14 protein-coding genes and 1 other RNA gene are annotated in these 19,477 nt (G+C 30.8%); 8 read left to right on the top strand and 7 right to left on the bottom strand.

Annotated elements, in window-relative coordinates; genetic code table 11:
* Nucleotides 1-2: 2 nt before the first annotated feature.
* A complete protein-coding gene (murC, locus tag Q8S45_RS00535; protein ID WP_305600258.1) occupies nt 3-1,355 on the bottom strand; it encodes a UDP-N-acetylmuramate--L-alanine ligase in 1,353 nt (450 codons plus the stop codon).
* A gap of 205 nt (nt 1,356-1,560) precedes the next feature.
* On the opposite strand from murC, the gene Q8S45_RS00530 reads away from it, so the two are divergent.
* The 3 genes from Q8S45_RS00530 to Q8S45_RS00520 are packed head-to-tail and all read left to right on the top strand — an operon-like array spanning nt 1,561 to nt 8,144.
* Nucleotides 1,561-5,289, top strand: a complete 3,729-nt coding sequence (locus Q8S45_RS00530; protein WP_305600257.1) for a gliding motility-associated C-terminal domain-containing protein — start codon at nt 1,561-1,563, stop codon at nt 5,287-5,289.
* 3 nt (nt 5,290-5,292) lie between these two features.
* The gene (locus Q8S45_RS00525) at nt 5,293-6,228 is read left to right on the top strand and encodes a type IX secretion system membrane protein PorP/SprF (RefSeq protein ID WP_305600255.1); all 936 of its coding nucleotides are present in this window, start codon (nt 5,293-5,295) and stop codon (nt 6,226-6,228) included.
* A gap of 17 nt (nt 6,229-6,245) precedes the next feature.
* Entirely contained in the window at nt 6,246-8,144 is a 1,899-nt protein-coding gene (locus Q8S45_RS00520) for an OmpA family protein (RefSeq protein WP_305600254.1), read from the top strand.
* A gap of 7 nt (nt 8,145-8,151) precedes the next feature.
* On the opposite strand, the gene Q8S45_RS00515 is transcribed toward Q8S45_RS00520, so the two are convergent.
* On the bottom strand, nt 8,152-8,502 hold the full coding sequence (locus Q8S45_RS00515; RefSeq protein ID WP_305600253.1) for a TfoX/Sxy family protein: 351 nt from the start codon (nt 8,500-8,502) through the stop codon (nt 8,152-8,154).
* 85 nt (nt 8,503-8,587) lie between these two features.
* Here Q8S45_RS00515 and kdsA point away from each other — a divergent pair, with 85 nt between their 5' ends.
* Together kdsA and Q8S45_RS00505 are read left to right on the top strand one after the other, a co-directional pair.
* On the top strand, nt 8,588-9,406 hold the full coding sequence (gene kdsA, locus Q8S45_RS00510) for a 3-deoxy-8-phosphooctulonate synthase (protein ID WP_305600251.1): 819 nt from the start codon (nt 8,588-8,590) through the stop codon (nt 9,404-9,406).
* A 192-nt stretch (nt 9,407-9,598) separates the two neighbouring features.
* Nucleotides 9,599-10,093: a hypothetical protein gene (locus Q8S45_RS00505; protein ID WP_305600249.1), complete on the top strand. Its 495-nt coding sequence runs from the start codon at nt 9,599-9,601 to the stop codon at nt 10,091-10,093.
* A gap of 232 nt (nt 10,094-10,325) precedes the next feature.
* Here Q8S45_RS00505 and Q8S45_RS00500 read toward each other — a convergent pair whose 3' ends face one another.
* The gene (locus Q8S45_RS00500) at nt 10,326-12,875 is read right to left on the bottom strand and encodes an adenosylcobalamin-dependent ribonucleoside-diphosphate reductase (protein ID WP_305600247.1); all 2,550 of its coding nucleotides are present in this window, start codon (nt 12,873-12,875) and stop codon (nt 10,326-10,328) included.
* Nucleotides 12,876-13,035: 160 nt separating this feature from the next.
* Here Q8S45_RS00500 and Q8S45_RS00495 point away from each other — a divergent pair, with 160 nt between their 5' ends.
* Entirely contained in the window at nt 13,036-13,599 is a 564-nt protein-coding gene (locus Q8S45_RS00495; protein WP_305600245.1) for a hypothetical protein, read from the top strand.
* Nucleotides 13,600-13,601: 2 nt separating this feature from the next.
* On the opposite strand, the gene Q8S45_RS00490 is transcribed toward Q8S45_RS00495, so the two are convergent.
* Nucleotides 13,602-13,826: a DUF3820 family protein gene (locus Q8S45_RS00490; RefSeq protein WP_305600243.1), complete on the bottom strand. Its 225-nt coding sequence runs from the start codon at nt 13,824-13,826 to the stop codon at nt 13,602-13,604.
* Nucleotides 13,816-15,018: an NAD(P)-dependent oxidoreductase gene (locus Q8S45_RS00485; RefSeq protein WP_305600241.1), complete on the bottom strand. Its 1,203-nt coding sequence runs from the start codon at nt 15,016-15,018 to the stop codon at nt 13,816-13,818. Before Q8S45_RS00485 ends, Q8S45_RS00490 begins: the two co-directional genes overlap by 11 nt.
* 121 nt (nt 15,019-15,139) lie before the next feature.
* Between Q8S45_RS00485 and ssrA the strand changes: the two genes are divergently transcribed.
* Nucleotides 15,140-15,533, top strand: a transfer-messenger RNA (tmRNA) gene (gene ssrA, locus Q8S45_RS00480).
* Between the two features lie 848 nt (nt 15,534-16,381).
* Here the strand turns inward: ssrA and Q8S45_RS00475 are convergent.
* On the bottom strand, nt 16,382-18,301 hold the full coding sequence (locus Q8S45_RS00475; RefSeq protein ID WP_305600239.1) for a cation acetate symporter: 1,920 nt from the start codon (nt 18,299-18,301) through the stop codon (nt 16,382-16,384).
* On the bottom strand, nt 18,298-18,579 hold the full coding sequence (locus Q8S45_RS00470; protein WP_305600238.1) for a DUF485 domain-containing protein: 282 nt from the start codon (nt 18,577-18,579) through the stop codon (nt 18,298-18,300). The genes Q8S45_RS00475 and Q8S45_RS00470 overlap by 4 nt, the downstream gene beginning before the upstream one ends.
* 453 nt (nt 18,580-19,032) lie before the next feature.
* On the opposite strand from Q8S45_RS00470, the gene Q8S45_RS00465 reads away from it, so the two are divergent.
* Nucleotides 19,033-19,269 carry a uroporphyrinogen decarboxylase gene (locus tag Q8S45_RS00465; protein WP_371132953.1) on the top strand — a complete coding sequence of 79 codons (237 nt, stop codon included), beginning with the start codon at nt 19,033-19,035 and terminating at the stop codon, nt 19,267-19,269.
* Nucleotides 19,270-19,477 lie beyond the last annotated feature (208 nt).

Here is a 19,477-nt window from a genome sequence, read left to right as displayed (position 1 = left end):
TATTAAATCAGTTCTTTCAATTTATTAAAATCTAATCCACCATAATTCCCAGAACTCATTAAAAGCAATACCGCATTGTTTAACTTTTGATTAAATAAAAATTCTTGAAATTCTATAGGATTGGTGAAAACAATCAAGTCGTCTCGTTCAAAGGCACTTTTTATTTGTTCCGATGTAACTTTTTCAAGTTTCTTAATTTCAACCGCATCTGGTGAGTAAAATACAACGGCTTTATCTGCTTTATTTAAGGTTCCTTTATATTCTTTTAAAAAATCTGCATTTAAACTGCTGTATGTATGTAATTCTAAACAAGCAATTAAATATCTTTCTGGAAATTGATTTTTAACAGCTTTGGTCGTAGCTTCTACTTTACTTGGGGAATGAGCAAAATCTTTAAAAATAGTTACCGTTTTATTTTCGGCAATTTTCTCTAATCGCTTATTGGCTCCTTTAAAACTTGAAATTGCTTCGTAAAAATCTTCCTCCATAATTCCCATATGTTGACAAATCCATTTAGCTCCTGCCAAATTTTGTAAATTATGTTTACCGAAAACTTCTAGTGGTAATTCTCCATAACTGGTGTCAATAATGGTAATTCCGTCTTTAATTTTAAATTTAGGTGTATGATAAGGATACTTTTTAATAGCATTTTGAGTTTGTTCAACTACTCTTTTAACTTCATCGTCTTCTTCATTGTAAACAATACTTCCACCTTTAGTAATAGCATCGACAAAAATTGAAAACTGCTCTACATAAAATTCATATGTTGGGAACACATTAATATGATCCCAGGCAATACCGCTAATTAAAGCAATATTAGGTTGATATAAGTGAAATTTAGGTCTTCTATCTATTGGGCTAGACAAATACTCATCTCCTTCTAAAACAATAAACTCATTTTCTTCAGTAAGATGAACCATTGTTTCAAAACCATCCAATTGCGCACCCACCATATAATCTACTTCAACATTATGATATTTCATCACGTGCAATATCATAGAAGTTATTGTAGTTTTTCCATGAGAACCGCCAATAACAACTCTAGTTTTGTTTTTTGATTGTTCGTACAAAAACTCAGGGTATGAATAAATTTTCAGTCCTAATTGCCTCGCTTTTAATAACTCAGGATTATCAGCTTTTGCGTGCATTCCTAAAATTATAGCATCAATCACTGAAGTAATTTTTTCAGGAAACCAACCCATTTCATTTGGCAATATACCATTCTTTTCGAGTCGGGATTTAGAAGGTTCAAAAATCACATCGTCACTTCCTGTAATTTCATATCCTTTTTTAAGTAATGCCAATGCTAAATTGTGCATTGCACTCCCTCCAATAGCAATAAAATGTAAATTCATTTACTAAATATTTATAAATTCAAATATAAGTAAACAATTAAAAAGAATAAAAACATATAATAAATACTTCTAATGACACACATTAAAAACTTAATTAATTAAATATCTAACGTTTTTTTATAAACAAACGGTAATTTATTATTATATTTATACTTATAAGTAAAAAATCAAGCTGAAAAAATCAATTAATCAAACTTAAAATTCTATGAAAAAAGGGGAATTTTCGTTGTTTAGTATATTTTTATATTTAACATGTACTTTTTTAATTTCTCAATCAACTTTTTCACAATGTCTAAACCCATCTCCCACTGGTAGCGCATCGCAAATATTTTGTAAAAGTGATAATAAAAAAATAGCAGATTTAGTAGTCTCAGGTGGCACTATTTTATGGTTTGATGCTGCGTCAGGAGGTAATCAATTAAGCACTTCTACCCTATTAATTGATGATAAAATATATTATGCTGATAATGTAACTAGCGGAGGTTGTAGTATAACTCGATTAGCAATTACAGTTACTATTTATGGTCATTTACCAACAGGTGTAGATATTTTTGTTGGAAAATGCGCTAAAGATAAACCTATTGTTGCTTCTTTATCAGCCACAGGTTCTAATATCGAATGGTACAGTGCTCAAGTTGGAGGTGTTTTATATGCTAGCTCCGAACCTTTAGTTAATGGCAAAACTTATTGGGTTCAACAAACTGAAAATGGATGCACAAGTAGTAGGTTTCCAACAACAGTTACAATTGTTGATCCTCCTCCACCAATTGTTGCCCCAATTCAATCTTTTTGTGGTCCACCATTTCCAACAGTAATGAATTTACATGCTACTGGTATAAGTATTTTGTGGTATGATAGTGAAGATTCCTTAGATTCTTTAGATCCAAGCCTTCCTTTAGAAAATGGGAAACAATATTGGGCTTCTCAAAATTCTTTTCCTTGCGAAAGTACCACTAGGGCCGCTACTACAGTTTATATTGATTCAATTCCGGATGCAGGATTAAACAGTTCATATACCGTATGTGAAGTAAATTTAGCTACTGTAAACTTATTTGATTTACTTGGAGGAACTCCAGATATTGATGGAATTTGGTCAGGACCAAGTATTTTATCAGGAGGATATTTGGGAACATATGATCCAACAGTAAATATCCCCGGTACTTATTTATATACGGTATCTAGTAACTTAAATATTTGCCCAGATGCTTCTGCAAGTATTACCATAACAATTATTATTACACTCCCCCCAACAATTAATCAGACTAATCAGATTTTTTGTGAAGTAGACAATCCAAAAGTGGGAGATTTAAGTGGCTCTGGTTCAGCAATTCAATGGTATGATACGGCAACATCAAATGTTCCATTAAATTCTAACGAATTATTAGTACATGGTCAAGATTATTGGGCAACTCAAACTGATGCTACAACGGGATGTGAAAGTGCTCTAAGAATAGTTGTAACTGTTACAATTATAATCATCCAGCCACCAACTACTACCCAAACTAATCAGGTTTTTTGTGAAGTAGACAATCCAACTGTAGGTAATTTGACAGGAACTGGAACAACTATTCAATGGTATGATACGGCAACATCAACAGTTCCATTAAGCACAACCGCATTATTAGTGCATGGGCAAGACTATTGGGCAACTCAAACTGATCCTATTTCAGGGTGTATAAGTAATTCAAGATTGGTTGTTACTGTTACCATTATAACCATTCAGCCACCAACAACAACGCAAACTAATCAAGTTTTTTGTGAAGTTGATAATCCAACTGTAGGTAATTTGACAGGAACTGGAACAGCTATTCAATGGTTTGATACGGCAACATCAACAGTTCAATTAAGTCCTAACGAATTATTAATTCACGGACAAGATTATTGGGCAACCCAAACTGATGGAACAACAGGATGCATTAGCAAATCAAGATTAGTTGTAATGGTAAGTATTAATACGCTTCCTCTTCCTTCCACTATACAAAGTAATCTAGCATTTTGTGAGATAGATTATCCTACTGTTAATGATTTAAATACCTCTGGAAGTTCTGTTCAATGGTATGACTCTGAAGCATTGACTGCTCCATTAAATGCCTCTGAATTATTAGTACATGGAAAGGATTATTGGTCTTCTTTTATCGACAATTCCTCTGGTTGCTCGGTTTTATCAAAATTGGTTGTAACTATATCAATAAACAATGTTTTACCTCCAACTACGTTAAATTCAACTCAATCATTTTGTGAAATTATAAAACCAACCATTTCAAATCTTCAGGCTAGTGGGAACTCTATTCAATGGTATGATACCGCAACATCAACAGTTCCATTAGGCGCTAACGAATTATTGGTTCATAACCAAGACTATTGGGCAACTCAAACCAATCCTACTTCTAATTGTGAAAGTTCAACTAGATTAGTTGTAATGGTAACATTAAAAACCATTGCACCACCCACTACTACAATTTCAAATCAATCATTTTGTGCTGATCTTAACGCCACGATTGCAAATTTAAGTATAAATGGAAATAATATTCTATGGTACGATTCAGCTACCTCAACAATTCCTTTAAGTACTACAGCATTATTAGTGAATGGTGAAGATTATTGGGCATCTCAAACAGAATCTTCTTCTAGTTGTGAAAGTTCAACAAGATTAGTTGTAATGATAACATTAAAAACCATTGCACCACCTACTACAACTATATCGAATCAATCATTTTGCGCTAATATTAACGCCACGATTGCAAATTTAAGCGTAAGTGGAAATAATATTTTATGGTACGATTCAGCTACCTCAACAATTCCATTAAGTACTGCAGTTTTATTAGTTAATGGTGAAGATTATTGGGCTACACAAACTGATACAACTTCTGGTTGTGTTAGTAATTCTAGATTGGTGGTAACTGCTACTATTATAACTATTTCACCACCAACTACTATTCAAACTAGTCAAGTGTTTTGTAAAGTTGACAAACCTACCGTAGCTAATTTACAAGTTAATGAAAATTTAATAGTGTGGTATGATACAAGCACCTCTTTAACACCTTTAAATAGTACAGAATTATTGACAGATGGCCAAGATTATTGGGCGGCACAATCTAATGTATTAGGCTGCACAAGTTTTTCCAGATTAAAAATTACTGCTTTAATAAATGATGTGGAAAAGGTAACAATCAATGCTGTAAATCAAAATTATTGTTCTTCTGATTCCCCTACAATAGCAAACCTAGTGGCAACTGGAAATGGTGTTATTTGGTACGCAACGGAAACATCAACAACAACTTTAAATACTTCAGAATTATTAGTAAATGGTGAAGATTATTGGGCGGTACAAACTGATGCAACCACTGGATGTAAAAGTTCTATAAGATCTAAAGTTAATGTATCTGTAACAGTTATAAATACTCCAAACCTCATTGCTTCAGGAAATGAATTTTGTAAAATAAGTAAACCAACCATTTCAGATTTAAATGCAAAAGTAACTTCAGTTAATGGGGGGACAATTATTTGGTATAATTCTTATCCAACTGGTTCTATTTTAAGTTTATCTGAATTACTAGTAGAAGGAAAAACCTATTACGCGATCGAAAAAAACAGTGCTGGATGTACAAGTACAAACCCTCTTGAAGTAACTGTTACTTTAGAGGCTTGTGATGGATATGATATTGAGATTTATGATGGTTTTTCACCTTCAGGAAACGGCATTAATGATACGTTTACTATTTTAAATTTAAGAACTTTGTATCCAGATTTTAGAGTAGAATTTTATAATAGATGGGGTAAAATGGTGTATAAATCTGACGCTTCTAATCCCGATTGGAACGGCAAATTTAATGGCAATGGAGAGTTAGCCCCTGCTGGTATTTATTACTTCATCATCTATTTTAATAAAGAAAATAGAAAACCTATTCAGCATAGACTTTACTTAAGTAGATAAAAAATGAGAAAATTAATATTACAGTTTATCGTGCTTTTTATTCCATTTCTAATGTGGTCTCAACAAGATGCTCAATATACCCAATACATGTACAATATGAGTGTTATAAATCCTGCTTATACTACAGATAATATAGGGGTCATATCAATTGGTGGTTTACACAGGTCTCAGTGGGCAGGAATTGTTGGTGCTCCAAAATCTTCAAATTTATTTGCTCATACCCCAATTAACAATAATGTTGAAATTGGTCTTACCTTGATTAATGATAATGTTGGTGATGTAGTTAAGGAAAATAATTTTTTCGTAGATGTTGCCTACAAATTGGATTTAGAAGAAAACGGTAATCTTTCTTTTGGTATAAAAACAGGAATCACTTTGTTTGATGTTAATTTCAATGGTTTTGCTCTAGAATCAGGGGATGTTTTTACCGATCCCGATTTTGATACAAATATTAATCAATCCTTTTTCAATTTTGGTGCTGGAGCATATTATAATACCAACAATTACTATATTGGTCTTTCAATTCCAAATATATTAAAATCTAAACATTTAGATAGAAACAATGGTAAATACCAAGGTACAGAACAAGCACATATTTTCTTAACTGGTGGTTATGTGGTTGAATTAAATAATCTGTTTAAGTTAAAACCAGCATTTATGGCTAAATCTGTAAAAGGATCTCCAATAACGCTAGATATAACAGCAAATATGCTTTATAATAATAAAGTGGAATTTGGTATTGGTTATAGAATTAAGGATGCCTTTAGTGGTATGATAAATTTTAGTGTTTCACCTGAATTTAGAATTGGCTACGCTTATGACCATACCATTTCAAATCTTGGACCATTTAATTCAGGATCTCATGAATTAATTGTATTATATGATTTATTTATTTTAAAACCTACAAATGGTTTTGATAAATCACCACGCTTTTTTTAATAAAAATGTCATTTAAAATGAAAAAAACACTACTTATATTTTTTATTCTTGCCTTTTCTTCCTCATTATTAATGGCTCAAAATTTAAAACGTGCAAATCATTTATTTGAAGGGAGAGCCTATTTAAACGCTGCAGAATTATATTTAAATGAAACTACTAAAACTCAAGAAATACTTGAAAAATTAGGAGATTGCTATTATTTTAATTCTAAAATGGTTGAAGCTACAAATTGGTATAAACAATTATTAACCAATCATGAATCTTCAATAGACCCAACTTATTTATTTCGCTATTCTCAGGCATTAAAAGGGATACAAAATTTTGAAGAAGCTGATAAATGGTTTAAAATTTACAATACTAAAAAACAATTGTACAATTCAACAAACATTAGAACACTTCAGTTTATAAAAGCTTTAAATGAAGAAAAAACTGGTACCTATTCTATTATTCCTTTATCAATAAATTCAATTTTCTCAGATTTTGGAGCTTCATTTTATGGAAATAAAATTGTCTTTGCTTCCAATCGAAATCAAGGTGAAAATTACGATTGGAATAATCAGCCTTATCTAGATTTGTTCCAAACTGAAATCAATAATATCAATGAAGTTTCTGTTATAACTCCTTTTTCAGAAAGTGTAAACACAAAAATGCATGAGGCAAATGCTATTTTTACTTCAGATGGAAAAACAATGTATTTTACCAGAAATAACTTCATAAATGGCAAAAAAGGAAAAGATGAAAATAAAGTAACCCATTTGAAAATTTTTAAAGCCCAACTGATTAATAATGATTGGACAAATATTGTTGAACTTCCTTTTAATAGCAATAATTATTCAGTGGAACACCCTGCATTAAGCACTGATGAAAAACAACTCTATTTTGCATCAGATATGCCAGGTACTATTGGTTTGTTTGATTTATTTGTGGTAACAATAAATGAAGATGGAACTTATGGTTTACCTCAAAATTTAGGGCCAAACATAAATACCGAACAAAGAGAACAGTTCCCATTTATTAGTGGTGACAATACCCTTTATTTTGCATCAGATGGTCACTTTGGTATTGGAAGTTTAGACATTTTTAAAAGCGAAATAATCGAAAATAAATTCACTGTCCCTAAAAATTTAGGGGAACCTATTAATAGTAATTTAGATGATTTTGCTTTTGTTATTGACAAAAATAATGAAAAGGGTTTTTTATCATCTAACAGAATTGGTGGACAAGGCGATGATGATATTTATGGTTTTAACTATATAAAACCAATTTTTATTAAGGGCATTGTTCAAAACAAAAATAATTTGGAGCCACTTCCAGGAACTCTAGTAACCTTATTTGATGGTAATAATGTTACTTTAAATGAGATAATTGTAGGAAATAATGCTGCATTTTCATTTGAAATAGAACGAAATAAAAACTATAAATTAAAAGGATCTTTAAAACTTTTTAATCCATCTACTATCGATTTTTCAACCGATAGTAAAGGAAATATTAATAAAAATATTCAGCTTCAATTAGAATCCTATAAAGACTCTGAAAAAAATATTGTGGTTGATAAAGGAAAAACTCAGATTAAAATTAATCCAATTTATTTTGATTTTGACAAATGGAATATACGTCCAGATGCAGCCAAAGAACTGAACAATATTGTTGCTGTTATGAAAAAATATCCGGAAATGGTTATTGAAATTGGCGCACATACTGATTCTCGAGGGAGTGATTCTTACAATTTGGAATTATCTGAAAAACGAGCAAAATCAGTTCGTGAATATTTAGTAAATCAAGGTGTTTTAAATAACAATGTTAAATCTATAGGTTATGGAGAATCTCAGCTTTTAAATAGATGTGTAAATGAAAAGCCTTGTCTTAAAAAAGAACATGATATTAATAGACGCTGTGAATTTGTAATTCTAAACTAGTGTACTTTTATTTTTTAAGTTTCTTTTTAGTTGCTTTAGCAATAGGATTAAAATCTAATGCTAATTGAAGCCAGTATTCCAAATCCACGTCTAAATCCAGCACATCGTCATCTAAATACACATATCCTTTCATTGGCCTACCCGTAAAATTCATTTCTCTACTTCCCTTTTTCGAAATGGCTTCAGGGTAATTTTCCTCTCCGATTCTAACCATTAATTCATTTTTAATAATACCAACACACATTTTATCATTCACCATAAAGCATAACCCTCCAAACATTTTTTTTTCATAAAAAATTACATTTTGTGCTCTAAAATATAAATCAATTCTGTCAGCCAATTGTTCATTATATGCCATAATACCTTCAAATTTAAATAATATTAAATCTTTGAATTTTTCAAACTTTTAATATTAATCTTACATTTGCATAAAAATAGTTAAAATGAATTTAAATCTGATTCCAAACTTAAAACATATTGAAAGTAATAATTTCTTTTTATTAGCTGGACCTTGTGCCATTGAAGGTGAAGAAATGGCTTTACGTATTGCTGAACATATTTTAAAAGTTACCGATAAATTGCAAATTCCTTTTGTGTTTAAAGGAAGTTTTAAAAAGGCAAATCGCTCTAGAATTGATAGTTTTACTGGAATTGGAGATGAAAAAGCATTAAAAATATTACGAAAAGTATCCGAAACCTTTTACGTGCCAACGGTAACCGATATTCACGAAATTTCGGATGCTACAATGGCTGCAGAATATGTTGATGTGTTGCAAATTCCTGCTTTTTTAGTTCGTCAGACCGATTTGGTTATTGCTGCGGCAACTACAGGAAAGGTGGTGAATTTGAAAAAAGGACAATTTATGAGTCCGTCTGCAATGAAACATGCTGTACAAAAAGTAAAAGATTGCAGTAATGAAAAAGTTTGGATTACAGACAGAGGAACTATGTTTGGCTACCAAGATATGATTGTTGATTTTAGAGGAATTCCAGAAATGCAGCATTATGCTCCCGTAGTTTTAGATGTTACACATTCTTTACAACAACCTAATCAAACTAGTGGGGTAACCGGCGGTAGACCTGATATGATTGAAACTATTGCAAGAGCTGGTATTGCTGTGGGTGTTGATGGTTTATTTTTAGAAACCCATTTTGATCCTTCAAATGCAAAAAGTGATGGTGCTAATATGTTAGATTTAAAATATTTAGAAGGTTTATTAAGTAATTTAGTTGCGATTAGAAAAACGATAAATAGATTTTAGTATTGAGTATTGAGTATTGAGTATTGAAAAATAAAAATTCCCAATCTATTTAATTGGTACAAGAATCTAATTATAAATTTATCAACAAAACAATACCTAAAAACGTTAACAAGTGAAATTTTATTACACGTTGTGCGCAAGCTAGAATGACGTGTCCTGTAATCAAAATAGATGTTTTAAAAATTTAAAAATATGACTTACCGTCACAATAATGACAAGAATTTTATCACATCAAAAATGAATAAAAATTGGGAAATTGATGTAGAAAAACAGGAAATAAGGCTTAAAAATAGACCTTGGTATATTCAATTGTTTCAATTTCTAATTGTTAAAAGATATACGGTGAGAGAATTGTATATTTTTATCTATGACCAATTTCATTCTCCTGATAAAATTAAATCAATGATGGTTTTTTCATTTCCTATAAATCACGATAATATTAAAAAGCCCAAAGGGATTCCTTTCAATTACGTAATGCAAGGAAAATGGACAATTAGGGAAACTGACTTAGGGAGATTAATAAAAGGGCCATTAATATCAGAAAATGGTGAAAAATTACTAGTTTCAACAGATACAAAAATTAATATAATTAGCCGTTCGGCAATAAAAATTCTCATCTGGTTGACTGTACCTGGTGGTATTTATGGAACCTGGATTTTAGTAAAGAGTATTTTTTCTCTAGAATAAAGCCTGCGCTCAACATCTCATAAAATTTATGCTTACATTTAAACTAAATAACGAACCGACAAACATTCAACTAACGATTTGCTACGTTCGAAAAATCTCCGATTTTCCAGTCGCAAAAATCATTTTCTAAACCTAAAAAAGCGACAAAATTTTAAAATTTTGTCGCTTTTTTTAATTAATAAACATGTTAGTGTCTGAATACTCAATTCTCAATACTAAAATCTATAGTATATTACCCACATTTAGTGTGTCCACAATTTTTACATTTTAAACAGCCCTCTTCATAAATTAATCCATTTGGATCGCCACATTCTCCACATTTTTTATCGGCCGCAACTGTACCATCTTCAACAAATTGTTTTAAAGTACGTGCAATCCCATTTTTCCAGGTGTTGATGTTTTCATCGTACATGTTCAGATTATTAATTAAATCGACAACATAAGGAATTGGCATACCGTGTCTTAAAACTCCTGATATCAATTTGGCATAATTCCAATATTCTTTATCAAAAGTTCTTGATAACCCTTCAAAAGTAAACTTATAACCTTGTTTATCTAAAAACTGAAAATCGTAACGAGAATCTCCATGTTCATCTCTATTTTTAATAATCCACCCTTCCTCTAACCATGCTGGTAAATAAAAGGCATCTTCAATTTTTCCAGTAAATATTTCATAAGGTCTATTATTTATTAACCCAACAACTGCAACCCATTTATCGTAATCATTTTGAAAACGAACAACTTTAGCATCAATAGTTTTAGGTCGTTTTGGAAAAATAGTTTCAGCATAACAACCTTCTCTGCTCTTTTCTTTTTTAGCATCTTGAGCAACTAAAATACCGCTTCTAGAACCATCTCTATAAACCGTGATTCCTTTTAGCCCCTTTTTCCAAGATTCTATATAAATATCACCAACTAAATCCACCGAAACATCGGAAGCTAAATTAATAGTTGAACTTATAGAGTGTGTGGTATATTTTTGAACAAGGGCTTGCATTTCTACACGTTTCATCCAATCAATTTCAGGTGCAGTAGCACCATGATATGGACTTTCTTTTAGGTCGGTTTTACCAGTAATATCCATCCATGTTTTTAATTTTGCATGGTATACATCAAACTCTTCAAAAGAATCACCTAAATCATCGATGTATGCAATTTTAGCATTAGAATCATCCTGATTAACTTTTCTTCTTCGTTTGTATGCTAATAGAAAAACAGGTTCTATTCCAGAAGAAGTTTGTGCCAACATGCTTAAACTTCCTGTTGGTGCAACAGTACTAATTGAAATATTTCTTCGCCCATATTTCATCATTCGAGCATAAACATCAGGAAATTCTTTTTCCATCATTTGAATAAATTCTGAATAGTTTTCAATTTCTGGGTTAAACACTTCAAATTTACCCCGAGTTATGGCCATATCTATACTGCTATCAAATTCTCCACGTAGTTTAACTTTCATTATTTCATCAACCAAGGCAATGGCTTCATCAGTATCAAATTTTTTGCCCAAAGCAGCTACAGCATCTGCTAAAGCGGTAAATCCTAATCCTGTTCTTCTCCCCATTTTACCTGTTTTATATAACAGTTTCCATGTATCAATTTCAACCTTTTTAATTTCATCTGGCTCTTTGTCATGCATAATTTTATTGAAAATTCGGTCTACAGCATCCAATTCCAAATCAACCAAATCATCCATTAATCGTTGAGATTCATAGGTTATTTTATAGAACTTTTCAAAATTAAATGACGCTTTTTCTGTAAAAGGGTTATCAACAAAACTATATAAATTTATGGCGATTAAACGACAACTATCACCTCCCTGCATGGCTATTTCTGAACAAGGATTGGTTGAACTATTTTTAAAACCTGGATATATTGACGATGTTGAATAATAATGCTGACGATCCCAAAAAATAAGACCTGGCTCAGCGGTGTTATGCGCACATTTAATAATAGTATTCCACAATTCTTTGGCTTTAATTACCCTTTTATATATTGGTTTTTCACTGTCAATTGGCCAACGTAACAAATAATCATCGTCTTTTACGACTGCCAACATAAATTCGTCTGATAACCTAATTGAAATATTAGCACCTGTTACTTTAGTTAAATCTTGTTTAATATTCACAAAGTCTTCAATATCAGGATGTGCAATATCCATAGTAAGCATTAACGCCCCACGTCTACCATTTTGTGCAACTTCACGAGTTGTATTAGAAAAACGATTCATAAAAGAAACTGCCCCAGTGGTACTTCCAGCAGAATTTGAAACTAATGCTCCACCTGGTCTTAAATTAGATAAATCTACTCCAACACCACATCTACGTTTAAATAGTTGAGCTAATTGCTGATCTGTATGAAAAATACCTCCATACGAATCGAAAATTGGAGGAACTACCACACAGTTTGATAACGAGGCAATTACATTTTCATTTCCGAGGGAAGACATTACGCTCCCTTGTGGAATTACATATTTAAAATCTTTAAATAAATTATATATAGCATCCTCCGACAAAAATTTACGAGATTTACCGTAATCTGAAAGACCTTCAACTACTTTTTCTTGATCTACATATTTTTTTTCAATTTTTGCAAATTGAACAGCCATTCGTTTATGCATTTCAGTAGGTGATAATTCCAAAAAATCACCTTTTCTAGTTTTCATGGCATACTTATTCATCCAAGTTGTTGCTGCTAGTTCATCATCTTTAAAGTAACTTAAAGAACTTTTTAATACTTCCTTATAAGAATATGTTTTTGGGAATACCAATTCATCAATCATTTTACACAGTTTTTTTTAGTTGAATTTTGAGTCAATAAAAATATTGAATTTTAAAAAAGGAATCGTTTTTTTTACAATTTACTTAATAACATTTTTACACAAAATGTTGAAAACTTTTATTTATTATTCTGTAGCTTTAACCAAATTAACATTTTAGGAATTGAATTCGAGATTACATAATTTATCGTTAAGTGGTATTACCGGAATTATTGCCGGATTATTAGGTGTCGGGTATTTATACCTAATAAATTTTTTGATTGATGGACACACAACAGCATCTGCTGGGGTTTCTTTATTACCCCTTAATTTTTTTCATTTATTAATTACCACATTAACAATATTAGCTCTGTTTTTTCTTTATTTCGCTATTATAATCATCAATAAAAAAAGAAGAAAAAAATTAAATTTAAACAGATGGTCCATAAAAGCAAAAAGGATAAGAGTGTTATTTTTTTTACAAATACTATTGTTTGGTATTTTTGCCTATTATTTAGTTAACAATGGAAAAAATAGTTTTTTAATTCCTAGTTTTTTAACACTTCTAAGCGTTTTTATTTTATGGGCAAATAGATATGCCAATGGAAATACAATTATTTTAGGAAGTATTGTTTTATTTTGTGGAGTATTTTCCTTGGTTTTAAATGACTATTCTTTTTTGGCTTGGATAATTGCCTGTGGAATTTGCCCTATTTTATACGGACTCTATTATTTAATTAAAAAATAAATTTACACTTTTAATTTTCTAACCATATCTTCTAATCCATTTAATTGAATTTCATAAACTAAATGCAACTTTTCTCCAAATTTACCAGCAGGAAAACCCTTATTTCGATACCACACTAAATAATGTTCAGGTAAATCAATTAAATAGTAGCCTTTATATTTTCCATAAGGCATTTTACTGTTCGCCAATTCTACCAATAATTGCCTTTGTTTGTCTTCAGTTTCCATCAACATAATTTTGCAAATAACTAAACCTAGAAGTTAACTTTCCTTTTTCAGTCATTTTTGCTCTGTTTAAAACACCATCTTTATCGTTATTAAAAAAAGAAGGAATTACATTTTTTGCAAAACTTTCACCAAAGCCTTCTGAAGCATCTTTTGGTAATTCACATGGTAAATTATCGACTGCCATTACTGCAATTGCATTTTTATCTCTATAGTCTACTTCGGTTTCTGTTAATGGATTGTAACCATAAACAGGATCAGCAATGGTCGAAGATCTTATGGTTGAAGCAACAGGTCCATCCACATCACAACTAATATCTGCTATAACTTTAATCTTGAAGTCTTTAGATTTTGCATCGTCATGAGTAAAAATAAAAGGAGCACCTTCTCCGTAAAAATGACAAGCCATATACACATCGGCTACCTTTGCAAAACGCATAAAATTACTTACATATTCGGTTGGGTTGATAAAAAAATCATTCTCATTAATCAATTTACCATCCTTCCTCCTATTATAATCCAGTACACCCAGTTGAACATATACAGGTTCTTCAAAAGTTTTATTCAAAAATTCTTTAACTGTAACTTCTCTCATTCTCATTCCTTTAAGCATTTCTTTTGCGCCGCCTGCAACGCGTCCTTTCCCCGTAATTACAATTTTTATAGTCGGTAATTTTAGCTTTTGTAATTCGTGAATCAGCACCAATTGGTCGTGTAAGTCCTCAGCTTTTGGCAAATTGAACATATTAAATTTTAACCCAAATGCCCTAAAGCCATTATAAGAACCAACAATTCCTGCATATTTACCAAAGGCAACCAATCGTTGTCCATTTTCATTTACAATTACCTCGTGGTCAAATAATTCAATATTTTTTGAAAGAATATTTTGTAATAATTTTCTATTATGTGATTGCTTTTTTATGGTATGAGAAAAGAAAAAATATTTCTTATTAGGAATTAAATATTCAATTGGAACTTCTTTTACACCCATCAAAACATCACAATCTGAGACATCACTCACTACTTCAATTCCTTCATTTCTATAATCTTCATCTGTAAAAAAACGATCGTTAGAACTCTCCACTTTTATAGAAAGGTCGTTATATTTATTTAATATTTTTCGACATTTTTTTGGTGATAATACCACACGTCTATCGGGAGGATTTTTTCGTTCTTTAATAATTCCTATTTTCATAAAACAATTGGTATAAATTTTGTGCCTAAGATATTATGAATTAAAGGAACTCACAAATAATTAATCTGACAGATTTTTTATACATTTGCGTTCTTTAAAAGAATTTGTTCTTTGATATTTTGGGGACGACTGGTTTTGACTGCAAGGTCAATTAAACTAGAAGCATGTCGAGTTATGAAATAGCACTCGTAAATCTCAATTTCAAACATTTAAACGGCGAAGATAACTACGCTTTAGCTGCTTAATCCGAATTACAGTAGGATGAGCCTCGGCACACTAGGTGTGCAAGCTAAATGTCTCTTGAAAGCCTTGGTTAGCGGCGGTCAGCAAAGAGGCATCGTAAAAGTTAACATAGATTTGTCAGCGTTTCGATGGCATTTTGAAACTTAAGAAACTAAGCTTAAAGTGGGCTGTTTTCGGTCAGCTTTAAGACTAAAATCAATCGAAAAATAAACATGTAGAAACTATTTTGGTTGCTTGTTTGGACCCGGGTTCGATTCCCGGCGTCTCCACTATTATTATAAAAAATTCAATATAATTATTTGATTAATAAGTGTTTATATCTATTAATTTAGTTCAAATATAGTCAGTAATTTAAAAACTCCAATTATTTACTGCTTTTTAGTAGTTTATTATTCTCTTTTAAAATTTGGCGCATATTTATCTAAACACAACCGCTTTTAAAACTTCTAACTTTATTATTTTCATTTAATCTATTAAACTCAAATAGGTCATTTCCTTTGTAATAGTGTAAGAAAATTATTAATTAAGTAAGTCGTAAACAAAATATGCTACTATGCAAATGACCATAAAAACTATTGCCATTAACAAATTGCCTTTTAAATTAATAAAGGAATTATCAAAATAATATTTATTTCGTTTCTTTTTTTTCACAGCAGTAAATTACAAAAAATAGTAAAGCCTTCGTGCATGTGTTGCTATTATTTTATTAGAATTAATAACACTTAAAAAGAATTGATTAATCAAAAAAAAAACCTATTAAATATCTCTATCTAATAGGTTTTCCTGTTGTAATAAGAGTACGAGGTTTTTAAGTTTAACCTCATCATTACCTTATCAAACACATCTTAATATTTTAAATTAATTAAGATTATTTTATAAATATAACTAAAAATAATTAGAATCCCAAATTAAACTTGAAAAAAGATGATAGTCAAAACAAAAAAAAAGCCTTTTCTTTAGTGTTTCGAGAAATGAGTAATAACCAATGTAAAAGGTTAGGTATATGAAAGTCAAATATCCAAAATTAAAATTACCTTTTAATTTAAAAAAACACACATAAGAAAAAGCCCTGTTAATTCTAGAATTAACAGGGCTTTTTCTTATTATTTTACTCAATTAATTAGCTAACGTTTGCAACTCTAATATTGCTTTTTTGTGTTGCTAAAGAAACAAAATACAGTACTAAAACTGAGATTGTAAATGAGAATATTGCTGGGTTCTCTAACCTATGTAATGCATCTGCAGCATCAAATCCATATTTATCCCACATGGTAGGTGAGGTTAAAATAATACCTAATGAGACTACAATACCTGAAACTATGGAAGCAATTATTCCTTTGGCAGTAGTTTTATCCCAAAATAATATGAACAAAATGGCAGGTAAATTAGCCGATGCTGCAACAGCAAAAGCCCAACCTACAAGAAAGGAAACATTCATACCTTTAAAAGCAATTCCTAACCCAATAGCTAATATACCCACTGCAAAAGCAGCAACTTTACCAGCCTTAACTTTTTGTTCATCCGTTGGGTTACGCTGCATATAATTATCCATTAAATCATGTGCAATGGCTCCTGATGATGCAATTATTAATCCAGCCACTGTACCCAAAATTGTTGCAAATGCAACCGCAGATATTATGGAGAAAAGACCAACTCCAAATGCTTTAGCCAATAATGGTGCAGACATATTACTACTTTCAACATCAAATACTCCATTAACAGCAGCTCCCATTCCCATAAACAATGTTAAAATGTAGAAAAAACCAATGGCAGCAATTGCAAGTATGGTTGATTTACGAGCGTCTCTTTGACTTGGAACAGTGTAATAACGAATTAAAATATGAGGTAATGCGGCAGTTCCTAAAAATAATGCGAGCATTAAAGAAACAAAATCCATTTTATCCCAAAAAGTAGAACCTTTACCTATTTTATATTTTAAACCAGGAAGCATAAAATCTTTCCCTGATGTAACATTTTGATAATAAGCAGAAACTTTTCTGTCTTCGTCTTTAAATTTTAATTCTGTTAATCGAACAATTTCACCATTTTCAATCGTAGATAAAAACTTAAACGGTCCAATTGGCCCTGTTTTTTCAACTTCTTTACCATCTACAATAATTTTGCTCATATGTCCAACTTGATAGAATTTTCTTCCATCTTTAGGCTCTCCATTGTACAATAATTCTCCTGTTTCAGATTCTGCTATTGAAAGCATTTCGCTTAATTTAAAAGCACCTGCAACTTCAACCAAGTTAAACCAACGCGAAATTCCATCTTTATCTATTTTAACTACTTGCATTCCTTTTACTTCTTGCTGTGAAACAACACTATAACCATCAACAGCAATCACCTTTCCAGCATCTACTTGCGCATCTAACAACATGTATTCATGATGTTTCATATCGCCAATACTAGGTTTTAAATTTAAACCATTATTGAAAATATAAACTGCCAAGATTGTTGAAAAAACAATTAACAAACCACCCTTAATAAACTGTACATAGGTGGTAGAAGTCATACCAGCTGTTGATACAATAAAAATTACAATGATTCCAACCAACACAACACCAACCCAATGGGGAAATCCAAGAAGTGGTGTAACCAAATCACCAGCACCAACCATTTGAGGAATTAAATAAAATATTGAAATTACCAATGTGCTAATAGCAGCGGCTAAAGTAATTCCTCTGCTATTAAATTTAGCATTTAGAGCGTCTGTAAACGTATACTTTCCTAAACGCTTCATTGGTTCTGCCACTAAAAACAATGCAACAATCCAACCAGCTAAAAAACCGACAGCATAAATAAATCCATCAAATCCAACCATGGCAATCATACCACAAATACCGAGAAATGATGCTGCGCTTAAATAATCACCCGCAAATGCCACTCCGTTAACAGCCCAGTGGATTTGTCCACCTGCCGCATAGTAGTTACTTGCCGATTTAGTTTTCCTTGCAAAATAAAATGAAAGGCCTAATACAAATGAAACAAATACAAGAAAAAAGGCAATGGCGATGTAAGAAACTCCGTATATCATGATTTTTCTGTGTTGTTTAATTTGTCTTCATAAGAAGTGCAAATTGCATTATAAATAATTCCTAAAACCACTGCAAAAACAATTAATCCTATACCATAAACAACGGCAAGATTTTGTTCTCCAATTACTTTCATTCCTAATAATTCGTAATTTGTTACTCCAATTGCAACAAATCCGGCATAAAAGACAAAATATATTAGAAAAAACCAAACTCCTAATCTGGCTTTTTTCTTAGAAGCAAGGTCTACTCCAAGCTCTACTGCTGGTCCATGTTTCATAAAAATGTGTATTAAATATTATTATAAATTTAATTTATCAGGTAAAAATTAAAATTCCAATTTTTACATTCCAAATGTAGTTTTTCGACAATTCATAAAATATGACAAAATTCATCTTTTAAAAAAATATTTTACTCAAAAAATGAGGCTCTATTTTATCAATAATTAATTTTTTTACATAAAAGCTACATTCCTTCCTTTGTCTTTAAAATATAACAAATTGTTAATTAATTTTACATTTATTTAAGTTTTGTTAAATTTTATTAGATTTTAAAAATTTAACATTTCAATATAGTTTTTTTTTAAAAAAAGTTTGTATATTTGTTTCGGTAAGTTTCATAGCTTACCAATCTTTTTCATAGCAATTTTCCTCACTCATTTATTTGGGTGAGGTTTTTTTTAGTCTTATACTTCATTTTATCCTTATATTTGTCGGCTTTAAAAAATAAAATTATGTTTATAGGAATTTCGTATACAGAATGGGTTGGTTACACTGCTTCATTAGCACTTATAATTTCTTTTATGATGAAAAATGTGAATCATTTAAGAATTATAAATTCAATTGGAGCCATACTATTTGTGGTATATGGGATTATGCTTCAAATTTCTTGGCCAATAATTATCACCAATGGATTTATTTTAATGCTAAACATGTATTACCTAAATCTAAAAAGAAGAGCAAATTATTAATACTGAAACCAATAAGTTTGTTGCAGAATAAAACGTTTTTACAGTGTTAAAGCCAAATTATCAAACATCTAAGTAATGGTTAAAATTTAATGTCGTATTTAATGCCAAAATTATTCAGCACTAAATTTAATTGTTCTTTGAGGTTTTTAAAGCATTTATAAGCATCGAAATCTAGCCATTGATATTTTATTCTTCGCCACAGTATTTC

It is taken from the genome of Lutibacter sp., assembly GCF_030692605.1.
Taxonomy (GTDB): Bacteria; Bacteroidota; Bacteroidia; order Flavobacteriales; family Flavobacteriaceae; genus Lutibacter.
Note: the sequence above shows the minus strand (reverse complement) of the source record. Positions and strands in the feature narration are given on the sequence as shown.